The sequence below is a fragment of the Agrobacterium vitis genome (assembly GCF_014926405.1).
Classification (GTDB): Bacteria; Pseudomonadota; Alphaproteobacteria; order Rhizobiales; family Rhizobiaceae; genus Allorhizobium; species Allorhizobium vitis_H.
The window spans coordinates 3,320,574-3,339,887 of the sequence record NZ_JACXXJ020000005.1 but is presented as its reverse complement, the minus strand read 5'-3'; the positions used below and the strand labels follow the sequence as shown (position 1 = coordinate 3,339,887).

General features: G+C 57.6%; 18 protein-coding genes. 12 read left to right on the top strand and 6 right to left on the bottom strand.

Annotation, left to right across the window (positions count from 1 at the left end; all coding sequences use genetic code 11):
- Positions 1-502 precede the first annotated feature (502 nt).
- The 3 genes from IEI95_RS26820 to IEI95_RS26810 all read left to right on the top strand — a co-directional run bounded on the left by IEI95_RS26820 (position 503) and on the right by IEI95_RS26810 (position 3,767).
- Positions 503-1,657, top strand: coding sequence for an MFS transporter (locus tag IEI95_RS26820; protein WP_156531695.1), 1,155 nt, complete (start codon positions 503-505; stop codon positions 1,655-1,657).
- A gap of 87 nt (positions 1,658-1,744) precedes the next feature.
- Positions 1,745-2,995, top strand: coding sequence for a flavodoxin-dependent (E)-4-hydroxy-3-methylbut-2-enyl-diphosphate synthase (gene ispG / locus IEI95_RS26815; protein WP_156531694.1), 1,251 nt, complete (start codon positions 1,745-1,747; stop codon positions 2,993-2,995).
- Between the two features lie 106 nt (positions 2,996-3,101).
- Positions 3,102-3,767 (top strand): YiaD family glycine zipper/OmpA-like lipoprotein, encoded by a 666-nt coding sequence (locus tag IEI95_RS26810; RefSeq protein ID WP_156531693.1) that lies wholly within the window; start codon positions 3,102-3,104, stop codon positions 3,765-3,767.
- Positions 3,768-3,857: 90 nt separating this feature from the next.
- Here the strand turns inward: IEI95_RS26810 and IEI95_RS26805 are convergent, their stop codons facing one another.
- Together IEI95_RS26805 and IEI95_RS26800 are read right to left on the bottom strand one after the other, a co-directional pair.
- Positions 3,858-4,496, bottom strand: a complete 639-nt coding sequence (locus IEI95_RS26805; protein WP_156531692.1) for a LysE family translocator — start codon at positions 4,494-4,496, stop codon at positions 3,858-3,860.
- Between the two features lie 88 nt (positions 4,497-4,584).
- Positions 4,585-5,481: a polyprenyl synthetase family protein gene (locus tag IEI95_RS26800; RefSeq protein ID WP_156538255.1), complete on the bottom strand. Its 897-nt coding sequence runs from the start codon at positions 5,479-5,481 to the stop codon at positions 4,585-4,587.
- A 286-nt stretch (positions 5,482-5,767) separates the two neighbouring features.
- Between IEI95_RS26800 and mtgA the strand changes: the two genes are divergently transcribed.
- The 3 genes from mtgA (at position 5,768) to rpmF (ending at position 7,552) form a co-directional block, all read left to right on the top strand.
- Positions 5,768-6,436, top strand: coding sequence for a monofunctional biosynthetic peptidoglycan transglycosylase (mtgA, locus tag IEI95_RS26795; RefSeq protein ID WP_156531876.1), 669 nt, complete (start codon positions 5,768-5,770; stop codon positions 6,434-6,436).
- 72 nt (positions 6,437-6,508) lie between these two features.
- Positions 6,509-7,168 carry a glutathione S-transferase family protein gene (locus IEI95_RS26790; protein ID WP_156531690.1) on the top strand — a complete coding sequence of 220 codons (660 nt, stop codon included), beginning with the start codon at positions 6,509-6,511 and terminating at the stop codon, positions 7,166-7,168.
- 198 nt (positions 7,169-7,366) lie between these two features.
- Positions 7,367-7,552: a 50S ribosomal protein L32 gene (gene rpmF / locus IEI95_RS26785; RefSeq protein WP_007604390.1), complete on the top strand. Its 186-nt coding sequence runs from the start codon at positions 7,367-7,369 to the stop codon at positions 7,550-7,552.
- 159 nt (positions 7,553-7,711) lie between these two features.
- On the opposite strand, the gene phaR is transcribed toward rpmF, so the two are convergent.
- Complete coding sequence (gene phaR / locus IEI95_RS26780; RefSeq protein ID WP_015917562.1) at positions 7,712-8,287, bottom strand: polyhydroxyalkanoate synthesis repressor PhaR; 576 nt, start codon at positions 8,285-8,287, stop codon at positions 7,712-7,714.
- Positions 8,288-8,526: 239 nt separating this feature from the next.
- Between phaR and IEI95_RS26775 the strand changes: the two genes are divergently transcribed.
- Positions 8,527-9,708 carry an acetyl-CoA C-acetyltransferase gene (locus IEI95_RS26775; protein ID WP_041697271.1) on the top strand — a complete coding sequence of 394 codons (1,182 nt, stop codon included), beginning with the start codon at positions 8,527-8,529 and terminating at the stop codon, positions 9,706-9,708.
- 347 nt (positions 9,709-10,055) lie between these two features.
- Positions 10,056-10,781 carry a beta-ketoacyl-ACP reductase gene (locus IEI95_RS26770; protein ID WP_156531689.1) on the top strand — a complete coding sequence of 242 codons (726 nt, stop codon included), beginning with the start codon at positions 10,056-10,058 and terminating at the stop codon, positions 10,779-10,781.
- 95 nt (positions 10,782-10,876) lie between these two features.
- Here IEI95_RS26770 and IEI95_RS26765 read toward each other — a convergent pair whose 3' ends face one another.
- Positions 10,877-11,134, bottom strand: coding sequence for a YMGG-like glycine zipper-containing protein (locus IEI95_RS26765; protein ID WP_041697274.1), 258 nt, complete (start codon positions 11,132-11,134; stop codon positions 10,877-10,879).
- 34 nt (positions 11,135-11,168) lie between these two features.
- The gene (locus IEI95_RS26760) at positions 11,169-11,324 is read right to left on the bottom strand and encodes a DUF3309 family protein (RefSeq protein WP_015917565.1); all 156 of its coding nucleotides are present in this window, start codon (positions 11,322-11,324) and stop codon (positions 11,169-11,171) included.
- 463 nt (positions 11,325-11,787) lie between these two features.
- Between IEI95_RS26760 and IEI95_RS26755 the strand changes: the two genes are divergently transcribed.
- The 4 genes from IEI95_RS26755 to IEI95_RS26740 all read left to right on the top strand — a co-directional run bounded on the left by IEI95_RS26755 (position 11,788) and on the right by IEI95_RS26740 (position 17,301).
- Positions 11,788-14,931, top strand: coding sequence for a helicase-related protein (locus tag IEI95_RS26755; protein WP_156531875.1), 3,144 nt, complete (start codon positions 11,788-11,790; stop codon positions 14,929-14,931).
- Between the two features lie 3 nt (positions 14,932-14,934).
- A complete protein-coding gene (hslR, locus tag IEI95_RS26750) occupies positions 14,935-15,336 on the top strand; it encodes an Hsp15 family ribosome-associated heat shock protein (RefSeq protein ID WP_156531688.1) in 402 nt (133 codons plus the stop codon).
- A gap of 352 nt (positions 15,337-15,688) precedes the next feature.
- The gene (gene fdxA, locus IEI95_RS26745; RefSeq protein WP_041697276.1) at positions 15,689-16,027 is read left to right on the top strand and encodes a ferredoxin FdxA; all 339 of its coding nucleotides are present in this window, start codon (positions 15,689-15,691) and stop codon (positions 16,025-16,027) included.
- A gap of 704 nt (positions 16,028-16,731) precedes the next feature.
- The gene (locus IEI95_RS26740) at positions 16,732-17,301 is read left to right on the top strand and encodes a CarD family transcriptional regulator (RefSeq protein WP_041697279.1); all 570 of its coding nucleotides are present in this window, start codon (positions 16,732-16,734) and stop codon (positions 17,299-17,301) included.
- A gap of 236 nt (positions 17,302-17,537) precedes the next feature.
- Here IEI95_RS26740 and IEI95_RS26735 read toward each other — a convergent pair whose 3' ends face one another.
- On the bottom strand, positions 17,538-19,265 hold the full coding sequence (locus tag IEI95_RS26735) for a methyl-accepting chemotaxis protein (protein ID WP_015917570.1): 1,728 nt from the start codon (positions 19,263-19,265) through the stop codon (positions 17,538-17,540).
- Positions 19,266-19,314 lie beyond the last annotated feature (49 nt).

Here is a 19,314-nt window from a genome sequence, read left to right as displayed (position 1 = left end):
GCGAGGTCTGATAGCCTTTCAGATGTCCTCAGATATAATTATCCTTCACTTAGAGAAGCGACATAGGGGCGTCAATCAGGATTCACATAGGCAGGCCTCCGCCTCATGAAAGAAAAACGCCGGAAACTTATGGCGTAGAACGATTTTTTTAACCTGATGAGACGTGGCAGCCAGAGAGAAACCCGCCCCGCAAACCACTTCGATGCTGCCGGATATGAGAGCGAAAACCAACATGCCCGCTCCGAATTTCCTCTTAAAATGAGCAGGTTATCCAATACCGTTCGTGCCTTTGTCCTCATGGACGGTTCCGTCGTTTCTTGACAAAAAGGATGGCGGTTTTAGACCTTTGAAAGGAAGCCGCCAAATTGCAATGTCGGTATCAACACCCACCTGAACAAACATTCCCAACAGGAAGATACGATTCGTGACAGCGCAAACCCGGTCTGCGCTTGCAACTCTAATCGATTTAAGAGAGTTTTCGCGCATTCGGAGGAGTGCAGACATGCAGCAAGGATTTTTCAACAGGGAACGTCTAGCCGTTTCACTTCTGTTCCTGATGAACGGCTTCATTATCGGCTCATGGGCGCCCAAAGTGCCTGAATTTGCCCGCAATCTCGACCTGAGCGAAGCGCAGCTTGGTCTGATGATCCTCGTTCTGGGGCTCGGCTCGCTCGCCTGCATGCCGGTGGCTGGTGCCCAGATCGCCCGCTACGGCTCACGCCGGGTCACGCTCGCCTGCGCGCTGATATTTCTACCGACGCTGCTCCTGCTGACGGTTGCGCCCAATATTCCCTTGGCGGCCCTGGCGATTTTCCTGTTTGGCGGCTTCATGGGTGCCATGGATGTGGCGATGAATGCCAATGCGGTCGAGACAGAAAGACAGATGGGGCGCTCGATCATGTCGTCCTGCCATGCCTTCTGGAGCCTCGGTGGCCTGATTGGCGCCAGCATAGGCGGACCGCTGCTGGCCATGGCCGGATCGACGGTGCATAGTCTTGTCGCCACGGTCCTCGCCGCCCTGATGCTGTTTGCTGCCTGGCCGATCACCCTTCACGACCAGCCCCATCCCGATGCCGAGCATCGCAAGGCGCGTCTGCCGATGACGCCGCTGCCCTGGCTTCTCGGCCTCGTCGCACTGTTTTGCATGATCCCGGAAGGTGCGGTGCTCGACTGGGGGGCGTTTTATCTGCGCAATGAACTGGGCGGCTCCATTGCCACCTCAAGCTATGCCTATGCTGGCTTTTCCTTGACCATGGCAATCATGCGCTTTGCCGGCGACATCGTCCGCGACCGGCTGGGGGCGGTGACAACCATGCGGATTTGCGCCCTGATCGCCATAATCGGCACGGCCATTTCCGGCTTTGCTACCGATCCATGGACCGCCGTCATCGGCTTTGCCATCATGGGCATCGGCATTTCCAACCTGGTTCCCATCGCCTTTTCTGCCGCAGGCAACCTGCCGGGCATGGCACCAGGCGTCGGCCTGTCGGTGGTCAGCGCCATGGGCTATTCCGGTATTCTGGTGGCCCCATCGCTGATCGGTTTTGTCGCCGAGCATACGTCGCTGGCGCTGGTGTTTCGCGTGCTCCCAGTGCTGATCCTGGTTGCCTTGCTGCTCTCCGGCCTTGCCCGGCATGCCGACCGGCCCCAAGTTTGATCGACACAAGCCGCTGTCACGATGTTGACAAGCGAACATGATTGATCCACCTGAAAGCGAATTATCCGCAAGATCGGGATGACCACCATGGCGCCAGCCGAAGACTTTGACCCGAAACCACGCCGCGCATCCGTGGCCGTCGATGTCGGCGGCGTCATTGTTGGGGGCGGCGCGCCTGTCGTCGTCCAGTCGATGACCAATACCGATACCGCCGATATCGACGGCACGGTGGCGCAGGTCGCAGCCCTGCATAAAGCCGGATCGGAAATCGTCCGCATCACCGTGGACCGCGACGAGAGTGCGGCTGCCGTGCCGAAAATCCGCGACCGTCTGGAGCGGCTCGGCCTTGATGTCCCTTTGATCGGCGACTTTCACTATATCGGCCACAAGCTTCTGGCCGATCATCCAGCCTGTGCCGAGGCGCTGGCCAAATACCGGATCAATCCGGGCAATGTCGGCTTCAAGGACAAGAAAGACAAACAGTTTGCCGATATCATTGAGATGGCGATCCGCTATGACAAGCCGGTGCGCATCGGCGTCAATTGGGGCTCGCTCGACCAGGAACTGCTGACCCAGTTGATGGACGAGAACCAGGCCAAGGGCTTTCCGCTCTCGGCCCGGCAGGTGACCCGTGAAGCGATCTGCCAATCGGCGCTGCTGTCTGCCGAACTGGCCGAAGAGATCGGCCTTTCGCGCAATCGCATCATCCTGTCAGCCAAGGTCAGCCAGGTTCAGGATCTGATCGCCGTCTACTCCATGCTGGCCTCGCGCTCCGACCATGCGCTGCATCTGGGCCTGACGGAAGCGGGCATGGGCTCGAAAGGCATTGTCGCCTCATCAGCGGCCATGGGCTATGTGCTGCAACAGGGCATCGGCGACACGATCCGCGTTTCGCTGACGCCGGAGCCGAACGGCGACCGGACCCGCGAAGTGCAGGTGGCACAGGAACTATTGCAGGTCATGGGCTTTCGCCAGTTCATCCCGGTCGTTGCTGCCTGTCCGGGCTGCGGGCGCACCACGTCTACGGTGTTCCAGGAGTTGGCGCAGAAGATCCAGAGCGATATCCGCAAGAACATGCCGGTCTGGCGGGAAAAATACCCTGGTGTGGAAGGCCTGAATGTCGCGGTCATGGGCTGCATCGTCAATGGCCCGGGGGAAAGCAAACATGCAGATATCGGCATTTCCCTGCCCGGCACCGGCGAAAACCCGGCGGCACCGGTGTTTATCGACGGTGAGAAGGCGTTGACGTTGCGTGGCCCGAAAATCGCCGAGGATTTCGAAACTCTGGTGATCGACTATATCGAAAAACGCTACGGTCAGCGGTCGGCAGCGGAGTAAGAGAGCCGTTCTGTCAGCAAGCAGTTCTGTAGCAGGTGGGATGTTTTCTTCATATTGCCGCAATTGCTATGTTCAGGATGAAATGAACCTACGGAGCCCTATCCCGATGCTGAAGAAATTCATCCTTCTTGCCCTGACTGCTACCTATCTGAGTGCCTGCACCACCACAGACCCCTATACGGGCGAACAGAAAATGTCGAACACCGCCGGTGGCGCGATGATTGGCGCGGGCCTGGGCGCGCTCGGCGGCCTGGCGGTCGGCGGCGGCGGCCACGGCAAGCGCAATGCCGCCCTGATCGGCGCTGGCATCGGTGCGCTGGCAGGCGGCGCCATTGGCAGTTACATGGACAATCAGGAAGCCGAACTGCGCGCCCAGCTTCAGGGCACCGGCGTGTCCGTCACCCGCCAGGGCGACCGGATCATCCTCAACATGCCGTCCAACATCACCTTCCCGACCGATCAGGACCAGGTGTTGCCGCCATTCTACCCAACGCTGAATTCTGTCGCCATCGTGCTGAAGAAGTTCAACCGCACCCTGGTCGATGTCAACGGTCATACCGACTCGACCGGCGGCTTGCAGCACAATCAGGATCTGTCGCAGCGCCGCGCCGAATCCGTGCTGGACTATCTCGGCTCACAGGGCGTCGATCCACGCCGCATGTCTGCCATGGGCTTTGGCCCCAGCCAGCCGATTGCCACCAATGCCACGCCACAAGGCCGCGCCCAGAACCGCCGCGTCGAAGTGGCGATTTCACCGCTCAAGGACAATTGATCGCAGCCAAGGCCGCAGTTCATTCAAAGATAAAGAAAGCCGCCGAAAGGCGGCTTTCTTGTTACAAGCTGGCCTGTCACAAGCGCGTTGTCACAAGCTGGTTGTCAGCATTTTCACACCCGCCGCCCCGAACAGAAGCGCCAGAACGCCATCCACATAGCGCCTGCTGGCCCTGTAGACATGCACGGCCTGGGCGGTCGAAAACACCAGAGCATAGCCGCAGAAGACTGAAAACCCGGTCACCAGACATCCACCGACCACGAGCACCACGGACCCCAGTGAGGCATCCACTGGCACGCCTAGCGAAATAATCGCCAGCCAGCCGAAAATCGCTTTCGGATTGGTCAAGTGAATGAGATAGCCGCGCAAAAAGATTGACCCATAACGGCCCCGCTTGACCGCCCCGACCTGCTCCCCGGCAGGCTGTTGTTTTCGCAAGGCAGACACTCCGGCCTTGATGGCGAGATAGAAAAGATAAAGCCCGCCGGCGATTTTCAGCAGGATGAGGGCCTGGCCGTAATGATGCAGCAACGCGGCAAGGCCAAAGGATGCAGCCATGGCCCAGGTAAAAGAACCTGCAAATATGCCAAGCGCAATCACCAGACCAGCCTTGCGCCCTTGCGATATGGCCGTCGAGATAATCGCCATATTGGCCGGGCCGGGGCTGATCACCGCCACCAGATAGACGAGATAGGCGGAGAAAAACGGCGCAAAATGATCGGCAATCATGTCAGGCGCTTTCAGGAGAGAATAACGGTCAGTGAGCCCTAGAACATCAAACCAGAGTCCGCACCTGAAAACCTGTCACAGTGGCAATTCAATTCTTGCGATTGGCGACAAAACGGGCGGCAGCCATCAGCACTGCGGCGCGTTCGCCATAGGGAGACAGCAACGCGACCGCCTGATCGACCAGCCGATCCAGCTCGGCTTCCGCCCAGACCTGGCCCTTGAGGGCGACGAGTGTCCCCTTGCCGCGCCCGGCATCCTTGCCTGTCGCCTTGCCCATGGTCGCAGCATCAGCCGTCAAGTCGAGAAGATCGTCAGCAAGCTGGAACGCCCGACCGATCAGCTCGCCAAATTGGCGCAGCCGCTGCCGGTCCTGATCCGACGCCCCGGCAATCACTGGCCCGGCCTCGCAGGCAAAGCGCAACAGCGCGCCGGTTTTCATCGCCTGCAATGTGACGATGCCGGTCTCATCTGGAGCGTGTTTCTCGGCAGCCAGATCCAGCGCCTGCCCGCCCGCCATGCCGCCAAGCCCGGCAGCCTGCGCCAGCGCCAGAACCAGCGCGATCTTGGCGGCGTCCGGCAGCGTGGTTTGTGGCGCGGCAATGATTTCAAAGGCAAAAGTCAGCAGGCTGTCACCGGCCAGAATGGCCGTCGCCTCGTCAAAGGCGATATGCACAGTTGGCTGACCACGACGCAGATCGTCGTCATCCATGGCGGGCAAGTCGTCATGCACGAGAGAGTAGCAATGCAGGCATTCCAGCGCGGCCCCAACCCGCAGGGCGGCATCGTCCTGGCCGCGAAACAGCCGGGCGCTTTCCACCACCAGAAATGGCCGTAGCCGCTTGCCGCCGTTCAGGACGGCATGGCGCATTGCCGCCAGCAATTGACCGGGCCTGGCGATTTCATCCGATAGAGGCTCAGGCTGCAAAAGCTCGGTCAGCAGCGCCTGGACGCGCGCGGCTGTATCGCGGAGATGATCGTCAAACATCGCATGCCTCAGGTTTGCCGGCTGCTCTTTGCCATGCGCCTTCAGAAGGCGCAAGATACAATGAGTATGGGGGACTATCTGTGGGGTATCGGCCCGCCAAAGTACCTTGGTCTGGCGCTTAGCCTTATTCACGGCTAAGAAAACAAATGCGCAAATCAAGCAGGCGTCGGGGCAGGTGACAGGATTGACGACGGACAACGCACCTGATGCTATCGACCCTCTGGACGCGACTGTGCCCGGACAAGACGAGCACCTCGACCAGGAGGGCGAAAAAGGAGACCGGCGGCTGGTGCTGCATCGAATAGCCAAGGCACTGCTTGCTGTTGCCCTTTTGCCTTTCGCACTGATGGCGCTCTATCTGCTGCCCTTCATTCACCCCCCTTCCACCTTGATGCTGGCCGATCTCGTTCTGTTTCGTGGCTATGACCGGCAATGGGTGCCGCTGGAGCGCATATCGCCCAATCTGATCCGCGCGGTGATGATGTCGGAGGACGGGCAATTCTGTAGCCATAGCGGCGTTGACTGGGTGCAGATGCGCTCGGTGATCGACGATGCGCTGGACGGCGAGGAAACCCGTGGCGCCAGCACCATCACCATGCAGACAGTGAAAAACCTGTTTTTGTGGAACAGCCGGTCCTTCATCCGCAAGGGCATGGAAATCCCCCTGGCTCTCACCGCCGATAAGGTCTGGTCGAAACGCCGGACGATGGAAATTTACCTCAATATCGCTGAATGGGGACCAGGCATTTACGGTGCAGAGGCCGCAGCACTCCACCATTTCAAAATCCCGGCCGCCCGGCTTTCAGCCCGTCAGGCCGCCCTGCTCGCCGTCTCCCTGCCCAATCCCATCGACCGCAATGCTGGCAAGCCTGGCCCCGGTCTACGGCGGCTTGCTGCCATGGTGGAACGCCGCGCCCGGGGTGCCGATCCATATATCAGCTGCATTGATAAGTGATGTCAAAACTTGGCATTGGCTTTGAGCCGTATGCGCCTGTTATGATTGTGGACATTTCAGGAGACAAAACCGATGACGAACCTAACCCTTTATATTGCCAATAAGAATTATTCCTCATGGTCATTCCGGCCCTGGATCGCTCTAACCGCAGCCGGGATCGACTTCAAAGAGGTGCTGATCCGCTTCGACTTTCCAGCCGGCAATCCCGGCATCAAGGCCATATCGCCGACCGGCCAGGTGCCAGTCCTCGTGCATGGGGATGTGAAGGTCTGGGAATCGCTGGCCATTATTGAATATGCCGCCGAGCTTTTCCCCAATGGCGGTATCTGGCCATCGGCGCAGTCGGACCGGGCTGTTGCTCGAGCAATTTCGCTCGAAATGCTGGCTGGCTTCCGGGCCTTGCGCAATGCCTGCCCGATGAATTTCCGTCGCCCGCCACAGGCGCTTGCCTTCAGCCCTGAGACACAGGCAGCCGTGATGGCGGATGTCTCCCGCATCGAAACCATCTGGCGCGAGCAATTGGCCCGTTCCGGCGGTCCTTTCCTGTTTGGTGCCTTCAGCGCTGCGGATGCCATGTATGCACCTGTGGTCAACCGTTTTTCAGCCTATCAACTGACCTCTGATCCGGTTAGTCTTGCCTATATGGATCGCATGCAGGCCCATCCCGCCTGGATCAAGTGGCGCGATGCTGCCCTGGCCGAACCCTGGATCGTGCCGGAGGACGAAGCCTGAACCGATTGCTCGATGCCTGCAAAGGCCGGGCAGAGGCGACGTTTTGCGACCGCACGATGTCAAAAAAATCCCGCCGGGGACTGGTCAAACCCCTGGGCGGCATGTATAAGGCCGCCAAATTCGAAGATCGGATGAGTGATTGTGCGGCTCCAAAAGGGCCGTTTCATCGGTTTTCGACCGTCACGTGGAGTAATTGAAATGGCTGTACCAAAAAGAAAAACAAGCCCGTCCAAGCGCGGTATGCGCCGTTCTGCCGACGGTCTGAAGGCTCCGACCTATGTCGAAGACAAGAATTCCGGCGAACTGCGCCGTCCGCACCATATCGACCTGAAGACCGGCATGTATCGCGGCCGTCAGGTTCTGACGCCGAAGGAAAGCGCATAAGCGCTTTTTCTATCTGACTATATAAAAAAGGCCGGTTTTTCCGGCCTTTTTCTTTGCCATTTTTTGATTAAACCGCCTGCTTGCAGCGTCCTTTACAGATATTACAAACCGCGCGGTGCAGGAAAACACCCCTGCACAACGCCGTTGCGGCACCAGTTGTCAGAGCTTATCGAGCTTGGTTTGCAGATTGCGCAACTGCTCCTTCAGATCGTCGATATCCTTGGTTTCCGGCCGCTTCGTCTCGCGTGCTGGCGTCGGCGTCATGAAGGGCGAAAACATCTGCATGGCCTGATGGAACATCTCGGTATTGCGCTTGACCTGCTCCTCCATCAGCTGGATCGGTGCCTGTAAATTCTTGGCAAGTGGTGTCTCACCGAAAGCGCGGGTCATCTGGTCGCGCATCTGGGATTGCTGTTCGGTAAAGGCTTTCATCGAATGTTCGAGAAAGCTCGGCACCACCATCTGCATCTGATCGCCATAATAGCTGATCAACTGGCGCAGGAAAGAAATCGGCAGCAACGTATTGGTGGTCTTGGCTTCCTGCTCGAAAATAATCTGGGTCAGGACGGAATGGGTAATATCCTCGCCGGATTTTGCATCCTGCACGGTGAACTCCTCGCCCTTTTTTACCATCTTGGCCAGATCTTCCAGCGTTACATAGGTACTGGTCCCCGTGTTGTAGAGGCGGCGATTGGCATATTTCTTAATGATGATTTCGCCATCGGTCTTGGCCATTGTGTCTCCTAACCCGGCTTATGTCGTTATTATTGCTCTTCCCTGAGAGGGAAGTGTAATCGCAAATCGACGGGCGTGACAATCTCTTTGTGCGTCGCGGGATTGCGCTATCGAAAGCAGCGATAGCCATCCGCTGAAATGCAACCAAAGACTGAAATTTCCCAATGCTTTGAGTTTGACTTCTCAGGGAAGCTTTGACAGTCTCAGCCGCAGCAAAGAACACTATCGAGGAGATACCCATGTCTACGCCTTCCATCGTCATTGCCAGCGCGGCTCGAACGGCAGTTGGCTCTTTCAACGGGGCATTTGCCAACGTTGCCGCGCATGATCTGGGTGCGACCGCAATCAAGGCCGTGCTGGAACGCGCCGGCATCGAGGCAGCCGAAGTCGACGAAGTGATCCTCGGCCAAATCCTGACCGCCGGCCAGGGCCAGAACCCCGCCCGCCAGGCCGCCATGAAGGCTGGCATTCCGCAGGAAAAAACTGCCTGGGGCCTGAACCAGCTTTGCGGCTCCGGCTTGCGCGCCGTGGCACTCGGCATGCAGCAGATCGCCACCGGCGACGCCTCGATCATCATTGCTGGCGGCCAGGAATCCATGTCGCTTGCCCCCCACTGCGCCCATTTGCGCGCCGGCACCAAGATGGGCGACATGAAAATGATCGACACCATGATCAAGGACGGCCTGACCGATGCCTTCTACGGCTATCACATGGGTGTCACCGCCGAAAATGTTGCCCGCCAGTGGCAGTTGACCCGCGACGAGCAGGACGCCTTTGCGGTTGCCTCGCAAAACAAGGCCGAAGCCGCCCAGGCCGCAGGACGGTTCAAGGACGAAATCGTCCCGGTCACTGTGCCCGGCCGCAAGGGCGATGTGATCGTTGATGCCGATGAATATATCCGCGCAGGTGCGACCCTGGACAGCATGACCAAGCTGCGTCCCGCTTTCGACAAGGAAGGCACCGTCACCGCCGGGAATGCATCTGGCATCAATGACGGAGCCGCCGCCGCCCTGCTGATGACCGAAGCTGAAGCCGTCCGTCGCGGTATCCAGCCTTTGGCGCGCATCGCCTCCTGGGCCACAGCTGGCGTCGATCCGAAGATCATGGGCACAGGTCCGATCCCCGCATCCCGCAAGGCGCTTGAAAAGGCTGGCTGGAGCGTGAACGATCTCGATCTCGTTGAGGCCAACGAAGCCTTTGCCGCCCAGGCCTGCGCCGTCAACAAGGATCTTGGCTGGGATACGTCAATCGTCAATGTCAATGGCGGCGCCATTGCCATCGGCCACCCGGTCGGGGCGTCTGGTGCCCGTATTCTCAACACCCTGCTGTTTGAAATGAAACGGCGCGGCGCAAAGAAGGGTCTGGCGACCCTGTGCATCGGTGGTGGCATGGGCGTTGCCATGTGCATCGAAGGTCTCTGAGCCTATCGAGCCAGAAGCCCGATGGGGAACCATCGGGCTTTGATATCGTAAACGGTGAGAGGGTATCGCCTGATCGCCACCCTTTCCTTTTGCCGGATGGAATCAACGGAACTGGTTTCAGCAGCGGACCGCATGCGCACCGCCAAGACAATAAACGAGCCGGGAACCGATCCGGCCATATTTTACCTGCATCATTCCAGTTCAATGTTTCCGGCGTCAAACCGTAGTGACTGGCGTTCTCTGTGTATTTCGCAGAAACACCCATTGAATTGGGGGATGTCACTCCTTGCCCCCTGGGGTAACGGAGAGACGCAACACAAGAAAACACTTATTGAGAGGAGACTGGAATGAGCAGGGTAGCTTTGGTAACCGGCGGAACACGTGGCATCGGCGCAGCAATTTCAACGGCATTGAAGGCAGCTGGATATACGGTTGCCGCCAATTATGCTGGCAATGACGAGGCCGCAAAGGCATTTGAAGCCGAAACCGGCATTCCGGTCTTTAAATGGGACGTCTCCTCCTACGAGGCTTGCAAGCAGGGCATTGCTGCCGTCGAGGCGGCCCTCGGGCCGGTTGAAATCCTGGTCAACAACGCCGGGATCACCCGCGACGCCATGTTCCATAAAATGACGCCTGAGCAGTGGAACGATGTGATCGGCACCAATCTGAGCGGTCTGTTCAATGTCACCCACCCGGTCTGGACGGGCATGCGCGACCGCAGCTTTGGCCGCGTCATCAACATTTCCTCCATCAACGGCCAGAAGGGCCAGATGGGCCAAGCCAATTATTCTGCCGCCAAGGCTGGCGATCTCGGCTTTACCAAGGCGCTTGCCCAGGAAGGTGCGGCGAAGAATATTACCGTCAACGCCATTTGCCCGGGCTATATCGGCACGGAAATGGTCCGGGCGATCCCGGAAAAAGTCTTGAACGAGCGGATCATTCCGCAAATTCCGGTCGGACGCCTCGGCGAACCGGAGGAAATTGCCCGTATCGTGGTGTTTCTCGCTTCCGATGACGCCGGTTTCATCACCGGCTCAACGATTTCCGCCAATGGTGGCCAATTCTTCGTCTGACAGCAGCGGCTTTGCTCCACCCGCGATTGTCTTATCCCAACAAACAAAAGCCGCCGGAGTGATCCGGCGGCTTTTAGCATTCAGATCTATGCCGCTTAGCGGCAACGGCGCTCGTATTGGCGACCGTAACGGTCACGGTAAACGCAGTAGCCACGACGCTCTGTTGACTGGCCAATCAAAGCGCCAATCACACCACCGCCGACGGCACCCACCGCAGCGCCCCCAACCGAATTGGTAGCAACGCCACCGATGACCGCGCCGGATGCTGCACCAATCGAGGCACCGCGCTCCGTCGGCGTACAAGACGCAATCATCGGCAAGAGCATGGCGACTGCAATCACTGTCTTTTTCATGAAAACTTCCTCTTCTTCCTGGCCTGGATAACCGTCAGATACGGCCCATAAGCAGCAGAATAATGATGATGACCACAACCAAACCCAAGCCGCCGGACGGACCATAGCCCCAGTTGCGGCTATGACCCCAAGTCGGAAGTGCCCCAAGCAGCAACAATATGAGGATGATGACGAGAATTGTGCCTAGCATGGTGTTTCCCTTTACTTTTCAGCATGTCTTAATTCATGTGACCCTATAATGATCGTGGTCCTGTATTGTTCCACCCGGTCTGCCCTTTCCTCTACAAGACACTGTTTCAAAGACCGGCACTGTTTTCGGTTGTGAGGGGCTTCCATTATCTTGTCGCTCTAATGCCATTGACCCACAAGATGAGGTTTGGAACAAAACATGAAAGAGGAGGAGTCAGTGATTCGTCGCCGATTCGTTCTTTAGCTGTTCCGAATCAAAGCCTGACGCTCAAAAAGACCAAAATTTACCACAACCGGAGGTTATTTCCCTTCTATTCGCCTCTGGAGCCGGAAAAGCAGCGCCTGGGTAATTCTTTTCTTGCCTTTGCTCCAAGGCATCGCCATGTGTGGTCCCGAAGGAAGATCGGCTGTTGCCATCTTCTTTTGACAGTGCAGTCCGGAGCGACGATTTGACTTCGCAACCCATGATCCTGAGCGGCCGCAGCGTGATTGCTGTGCTGGGGCCGACCAATACGGGCAAGACCCATTATGCCATCGAGCGCATGGTTGCCCATGGGTCGGGTATGATCGGCCTGCCTTTGCGGTTGCTGGCGCGCGAAGTTTATACGCGGGTGGTCGAGCGGGTCGGCGCGGCGCATGTCGCCCTTATCACGGGCGAGGAAAAGATCACCCCGCCCAATGCACGGTTTTCTGTCTGCACCGTCGAAGCGCTGCCGCGCGAAACCAAAGTCGCCTTTGTCGCCATTGATGAAATCCAGTTGGCGGGCGATCTCGAGCGCGGCCATATTTTTACCGACCGGCTTTTGCATCTGCGCGGACGCGAGGAAACCCTGTTGCTAGGCTCGGCGACCATGAAGCCGATCCTTCAGCATCTTCTGCCGGGTATTACTGTCGTTGAGCGTCCACGCCTGTCGCAGCTGTTTTATGCTGGCGAAAAGAAGATCACCCGGCTGCCGCAGCGCACGGCGATTGTCGCCTTCTCCGCCGACGAGGTCTATTCCATTGCCGAATTGATCCGTCGCCAGCGCGGCGGAGCGGCTGTGGTGCTCGGCGCACTCAGCCCGCGCACCCGCAATGCCCAGGTCGGCCTCTATCAATCCGGCGATGTCGAATATCTTGTCGCAACCGATGCGATCGGCATGGGCCTCAACCTCGATGTCGATCATGTTGCCTTTGCCCAGGACCGCAAGTTCGATGGCTATCAGTTTCGCAATCTCAACCCCGGAGAACTGGGCCAGATTGCCGGGCGCGCCGGACGCCATCTGAAAGATGGTACTTTTGGGGTGACGGGACGGGTCGATCCCTTTGAGCCGGAACTGGTGGAACGGTTGCAAAGCCATCATTTCGATCCGGTCAAGGTGCTGCAATGGCGCACCGCCCAATTCGATTTTTCCTCGATTGCCAACCTGCGCCGCAGCCTGGATGCCGCCCCCAAGGTGGCGGGACTGGTGCGGGCGCTGCCGGCAATCGATCAGCAGGCGCTGGATTATTTGGCCCGCTATCCGGAAGTCCAGGACCTTGCTTCGTCACCAAATCGGGTCTCGCTGCTGTGGGATGCCTGCGCATTACCGGATTATCGGCGAATTACCCCGGCACAACATGCCGATCTGATTCTTACCCTCTATTCCGACCTTGCCCGGCACGGTAGTGTGAACGAAGATTTCATGGCAGAGCAGGTGCATCGCTCCGACCGGACAGACGGCGAGATAGATACTCTTTCTGCGCGCATTGCGCAGATCCGAACTTGGACGTATGTGTCGAACCGGCCAGGTTGGCTTGCCGATCCGACACACTGGCAAGAAAAGACGCGGGAAATCGAAGATCGATTGTCTGACGCGTTACATGAAAGGTTGACGAAACGCTTTGTTGATCGCAGGACATCTGTGCTTATGAAGCGCTTGAGAGAGAATGGGATGCTGGAAGCTGAAATCAGTGTGAACGGTGATGTCTTCGTTGAGGGACATCACGTGGGCCAACTCTCCGGATTCCGGTTTACGCCGATCTCTGGAACCGAGGGGCCGGACGCCAAGGCGGTGCAAACTGCTGCCCAAAAGGCGCTTGGCCTGGAATTCGAAGCGCGGGCTGCAAGATTGCATGCTTCGGGCAATGGGGATCTGGCGCTCAGTTCCGACGGTCTCGTCCGGTGGCTGGGTGATCCCGTCGCCCGGCTGACCGGCTCGGATCACATCATGCGCCCCCGCATTCTGCTGCTGGCGGACGAACCGCTGAGCGGCAATGCCCGCGAGCACGTCGTCGCCCGCATCGAGCGCTTCGTCAATCATCATATCTCGACCATTCTGAAGCCACTCGACGATCTGTCGCGGGCCGAGGACCTGCAAGGCCTCTCCAAGGGATTGGCCTTCCAGCTGGTGGAAGGGCTTGGAATTCTGTTCCGCCGCGATGTCACCGAAGAGGTCAAGTCGCTGGACCAGGATGCACGCGCCTCCATGCGCCGCTACGGCGTGCGCTTCGGCGCCTATCACATCTTCATGCCGGCCCTGTTGAAGCCAGCACCGGCCGAACTGATCACCCTGCTCTGGGCCTTGAAGAACGATGGCCTGGACAAGCCCGGCTATGGCGATCTCATTCCGGTTCTGGCCGCAGGCCGCACCTCAGTGGTGACTGATCCGAGCTTTGAGCGCAATTTCTATAAGCTGGCGGGCTTCCGCTTCCTGGGCAAGCGGGCCGTGCGCATCGATATTCTGGAGCGGTTGGCGGATCTGATCCGTCCACTGCTGCAATGGAAGCCAGGCACCACGCCGCGCCCGGACGGTGCTTACGATGGCCGCCGCTTCACCACCACCACGGCCATGCTCTCCATCCTCGGTGCGACACCCGATGACATGGAAGAAATCCTGAAAGGCCTCGGCTACCGTGCCGATGCCGTCAAGGCAGAAGAGGCCCAGGCCTATCTCGGCACCCAGGACGACAAGCCTGCCGCAGCAGCTGCCAATGCACCAACGCAGACAACCGAAAGCGTCGAAAAAACCGACGAAGACGATGCGGATCAGCATGGCGAAGCCTCAGCGACGGAAACTGTCGCTGCTGAACCGGCAGCGCTCGAGATCGTTCCAAGTGCTGAGATCAGCGCCGAAGCAACACCAGAAGCACCAGCGGAGGCCAAAGAGGCCGAAGTTGCAGCGACCGAGGCTCCATCCGCTGACCTTCTTGCCAATCCGGAAGGACCAACGGAACCCAAGCCGGTTCTGCTGTGGCGTCCTGGTGGACGCAACGACAACCAGCGCCAGGCCGGACGTCCACAACAGGGCGACCGCCGTCCGCAGGGTGCAAAGCGCGCCCCGCAGCAGGGCGAGCAGAAGCCGGACGCTCGTACCGAAGGTGCCCGTACAGAAGGTGGACGTGACCGCGACGACAAGCGCCGCGAGGGTGGCCATCACGGCAAGCCCCGCGACCGCGACGGCAACCGTGACAAACACGCAAACCGGGGCGACCGCGATGATCGCGGTCCGCGTAAGGATCGCGACCGGGACACGAAGTCAGCCCAGCCGCAGCGTTTCGAGGCAAAGCCGCCGCGCAAGGAAAAGCCGATCGATCCGGATTCTCCTTTCGCCAAACTGGCTGCCTTGAAGGAGCAGATGAAGAAGTAAGCCATGAGCGAACAACAGCCACTCGCCGGACCCTCTCAACGGATCGACAAGTGGCTGTTTTTTGCGCGGATTTTCAAATCCCGGACGCTGGCCCAGCAACAGATCGTCTCGGGCCGGGTTCGGGTCAACGGCAAACCGGCCAAGCAGCCCAGCGCCATTGTCCGGCCCGGCGACGTGCTGGATATCACTCTTCCAAATCACGACATGAAACTTGTCGTTCGCCAGCCCGGCACGCATCGCGGCCCTTACGAGCAGGCAAAACTTCTCTATGAAGACCAGTCACCGCCGCGCCCGCCCCGTGACGCCATGACCGCTTTCGAACAGGCACAAAGACTTCCCGGCTCCGGTCGTCCGACCAAGCGCGAGCGCCGGCAAGTGGACCGCCTGATGGATGGCGACGATTGACACGAAGGGCCACCGAAAATAGCCGGCCGTCTTCCATTTTCGAATATCTCAAGCCTTTGATGCATTGGAGATATTCGAAATCTGCGGAAGGCAAGGATACGCCGTATCTTCAAGCCTGGTATCAGAGCTGGCCGGTCTGGTTTGAGAGTCGCCTGACGGACACTAGGAAAATCGACCTCTATCGCATCGAGATAGGGATGATTTATCCTTGCTAACAGGTCTGGAAAGCAGTAGCTCACTGCCCTTGTGGAAAAAGCTGTGCATGATATGGGACAGTCGATTTTTCCTTGCCTAATCCGTTCCTGCAAGACGCGGCGTCGCACTCGCCATCGAGAGATCTCTGGAGTACCGCATGACGTATATCGTGACTGACAACTGCATACGCTGCAAATATACCGATTGCGTGGAAGTATGCCCGGTCGACTGTTTTTACGAAGGTGAGAATTTTCTGGCCATCAATCCCGATGAATGCATCGATTGCGGTGTATGCGAGCCGGAATGTCCGGCGGAAGCCATCAAGCCGGACACGGAGCCGGGTCTCGATAAGTGGCTGAAAATCAATGCGGAGTTTGCCCAGGTCTGGCCAAACATCACCACCAAGCGCGATGCTTTGCCTGAAGCCAAGGAAATGGATGGCGTCGAAGGCAAGTTCGAGCTTTATTTCTCGGAAAAGCCTGGCACGGGCGACTGATTGGCGAGTTGCGACGCGGTCTCACCCAATTCCGGATGCCGCCAATTGGGCGGCAATGGACGATGGGCTGCCTGTTGACGATCACCTCGTCCTATTCCTTTTCAAATGTCTCAAGCCCTTGCCGCATTTGAGATATTTGACACGCCTTCCGCTTCACCTGTTTAAGACTTGGGATAAAACTGCATGGCAGCTTCTGTTTTTTATGACAGCAGCCATGCAATTGCGTGTCATTGTGAACGAATTGACGAGACCAGGGCGGCGTCAACGAGCAAAAAGAATCGTTACCGCAGCTTGACGATTTTCTGAATTTCTAAAAAAATCAATAGGTTAAAAGATATTTTATTTTACCTTGGCGAGGCTAGCCAATGACAGGTCAAACCGCACCCTTAAAGAAGAACAGTTTCCGCCGTCAAGCGGTCGCAAGGCAGCAAAATATTGATTTCCTCACTTTTTTATGTTAAGCCTATAGAACTGATCCACACGTGAGGGCATTTGTGTGCCCAAACCTACCGCGAAAGCCGAAAAATCCACGAAAGTTATGTTTGTGACATGTAAACCTCGCCGGTTCTGTCGCTGATGTGCTTTTATTCGTTTGATCGTAACTGGATCAGCATGGAGTCACCCGACGGTTCCCCCGTCTCATCCGGGTCTTTCGGCCTGGGGTCGGCTGTCGCCGATACAGTAACAGGGAGTTTTTAGAGCGAATGACGACCCAGCAGAAAAAATCCTCGACGCGTCAGGGCTTCAAGACAGGTGAGGCGATCGTTTATCCGGCCCATGGCGTCGGTACGATTACCGCCATTGAAGAGCAGGAAGTCGCGGGCATGAAGCTTGAGCTTTTTGTAATCGATTTCGATAAAGATAAAATGCGTTTGAAAGTGCCGGTCACCAAGGCTGTCACCATTGGAATGCGCAAGCTTTCAGAAACCGATTTTGTTGATCGGGCTTTGAAAGTCGTTCAGGGCAAAGCGCGTGTCAAGCGGACCATGTGGTCACGCCGGGCACAGGAATATGATGCGAAAATCAATTCCGGCGACCTGATTTCCATTGCCGAAGTGGTGCGCGACCTTTTCCGTGCCGAACACCAGCCGGAACAGTCCTATTCCGAGCGACAGCTCTATGAAGCTGCACTGGATCGCATGGCGCGTGAAATCGCCGCCGTCAACAAGATGTCTGAAACCGAAGCCGTCCGGCTGGTGGAAGTCAATCTTGCCAAAGGCCCGAAGCGCGGCAAGTCCGTGGAAGAAGACGAAACTCAGGAAGAAGCAGCGTAAGCTTGTTTACTCCAACATAAAAAAGCCCGGCATTGCCGGGTTTTTTTATGTCTTCTGCACATCCATGGATGCTTTGGCTTTGGTTTTTACAGCAGATTTTCCGAAAATCGATGTCCAGATCCCGATGCGATACTTTAGCGTCTGTCTGGTTCGTATTGAACCAGACAGACGCTAAACTCTCTTGTTTTTATTTGTCTTTTCGGGAAAACCAGGTTCCACTTTTCCTCTGGAAGACTCTAAAACAATGCTCCGGCAAACAACTGTTCGTCGTCTTCAAAAACCTCGGCCTGATCTACGACCATGTCAAAGCCAGCCTGCAAGGGCAAGAAACGCTGATGAATATCGCGCTCCTGCGCCATCGTGTAGATGGCGAAGATTTTCTGGCTGAGCGGCAGCGCAGCAGCGGGAATAGCCGATAGCGACGGCATATGCCCGCGGGCGCGGTCGGCGATTGCCAGGCAATCCAGCAGCAGGCCACCCAATTCGCCATCGAAATCAAGCTTGGTCACCGCCGCGCTGATCCGACTGAACACCAGCTGACCTTCAGCCCCAAAGGCCTCAAGACCCTTTTCCATATCCGTCGCAACAACGCGGATCTTATCCAGCGCCAGGTTCAGCGGCTCATGAATATGGTTGATGTCGTCATTGTCGTCGCGGGTCAGCGACGCCGTCGCCTCTTCGACGCAGCGCATGTCCTCGACAATAGCATCGGCTGGGGTTTCCAGCTTGGCGGCAAAGGTGCGCAATTCGCCACTAACGACATTGACGGACCGGCCGGCATCGCCAAGACGGGAGCAGCGAAGATTGGAATTCAGCGCCATGTAGTGAATATCGGTCTTGATCGACCGGATCGTCTCAATGCCTTCCTGGAGCGCCTGAGCGGACTGGGTAACGGAACTGACGACAGCATCCGATTCATGGCTGCGGTCCTGTACCCGCGCCGAAAGCGCGCAGGCATGGCTGATATCGCTTTCCATCTTGCGCAGCAGGCTGCGGTCATTGTCACCGCCCGATTGGTTCAATTCGTCACGCAGGGCCAGAACGCGGGCAGCATCGCTGGTAAAGCTCGACATATTGGCGGCAATCGATGTGCATTTCTGCCGGAAATCATCCAGGGATTCCTGCAATTGCGCGTGGGCAAGATGCAGAACAGCCTGACGAAGCGCCTCTTTTTCAGCCGGGTCACGCAATCCGCCAGCCGCAAAAAATTCCTCCAGATAATCCAGGCTACTCTGGATATGCTCAATGCGCTGACGGGTAATGTCACCAATTTGCAAAGCCGAGAGCACGTTGGCGATCTTGCCCTGAATGGCGCGGGTGAGCCCTTTCACATCATTGGCAATGCCAGCCATCGTCTTGTGCTGGGTTGCCAACTGGTCGGAGCTTAGGGTCAGCGAGCTGACAATGGTGGGAATGGTGTTGCTGAAATCCGACAAGATGCCATCGGAAAACGCCCGTGCCGTGTCCAACTGACCGCGCATACCCGCCAATTGCTCGGCAAACCGGTCGATTTCCTCGGCACCGGATTGGATACGCTCACGGATCTCATCGGCAAAGCCCGAAAATTCGGCAAGCCCCGCCCCGGTTATCTTCACGGTGATGGCGAATGTGCGCAGGTAGCGAATGGTCTCACGCATTTCCTCGACATGGGAATAGGTCGAGGCACATTGATCGGAGATCTGGCTGAAGGAGTCCTGGCGCGCCGATGCCCGTGCGGGCAGCAAGGCGAGATCGGAAACCGTCTTGCGAAGACCCTGGACAGTATCCGTCGTCGTCTTGCCATCGAGAACGCCGGTCAACTGGTCGAGGCTATCCACCAGACTGCCGAGATTATCCATCACCGATACCAGTACGGCGCCGCCATCGAGAAAGGACTTCTCGATCCGCGAATGGGCGGAGGCAAGCTTCACCTCAAAATCGGAGTGGGAATTGCCGGTCGAATGGGCCTTGAAAACTGGTCGCACGAATACACCTCACAAGAGCGATATTTCGGCACATTAGCTCCAATTCAAG

Coding starts and splice junctions, on each gene's coding strand:
- IEI95_RS26805 (WP_156531692.1), bottom strand. CDS start 4,496: ATGATTGCCGATCATTTTGCGCCGTTTTTCTCCGCCTATCTCGTCTAT.
- hslR (WP_156531688.1), top strand. CDS start 14,935: ATGAGCGAACAACAGCCACTCGCCGGACCCTCTCAACGGATCGACAAG.
- fdxA (WP_041697276.1), top strand. CDS start 15,689: ATGACGTATATCGTGACTGACAACTGCATACGCTGCAAATATACCGAT.
- IEI95_RS26800 (WP_156538255.1), bottom strand. CDS start 5,481: ATGTTTGACGATCATCTCCGCGATACAGCCGCGCGCGTCCAGGCGCTG.
- IEI95_RS26740 (WP_041697279.1), top strand. CDS start 16,732: ATGACGACCCAGCAGAAAAAATCCTCGACGCGTCAGGGCTTCAAGACA.
- IEI95_RS26755 (WP_156531875.1), top strand. CDS start 11,788: ATGATCCTGAGCGGCCGCAGCGTGATTGCTGTGCTGGGGCCGACCAAT.
- IEI95_RS26760 (WP_015917565.1), bottom strand. CDS start 11,324: ATGCTAGGCACAATTCTCGTCATCATCCTCATATTGTTGCTGCTTGGG.
- IEI95_RS26775 (WP_041697271.1), top strand. CDS start 8,527: ATGTCTACGCCTTCCATCGTCATTGCCAGCGCGGCTCGAACGGCAGTT.
- IEI95_RS26765 (WP_041697274.1), bottom strand. CDS start 11,134: ATGAAAAAGACAGTGATTGCAGTCGCCATGCTCTTGCCGATGATTGCG.
- ispG (WP_156531694.1), top strand. CDS start 1,745: ATGGCGCCAGCCGAAGACTTTGACCCGAAACCACGCCGCGCATCCGTG.
- IEI95_RS26790 (WP_156531690.1), top strand. CDS start 6,509: ATGACGAACCTAACCCTTTATATTGCCAATAAGAATTATTCCTCATGG.
- phaR (WP_015917562.1), bottom strand. CDS start 8,287: ATGGCCAAGACCGATGGCGAAATCATCATTAAGAAATATGCCAATCGC.
- rpmF (WP_007604390.1), top strand. CDS start 7,367: ATGGCTGTACCAAAAAGAAAAACAAGCCCGTCCAAGCGCGGTATGCGC.
- IEI95_RS26810 (WP_156531693.1), top strand. CDS start 3,102: ATGCTGAAGAAATTCATCCTTCTTGCCCTGACTGCTACCTATCTGAGT.
- IEI95_RS26770 (WP_156531689.1), top strand. CDS start 10,056: ATGAGCAGGGTAGCTTTGGTAACCGGCGGAACACGTGGCATCGGCGCA.
- IEI95_RS26820 (WP_156531695.1), top strand. CDS start 503: ATGCAGCAAGGATTTTTCAACAGGGAACGTCTAGCCGTTTCACTTCTG.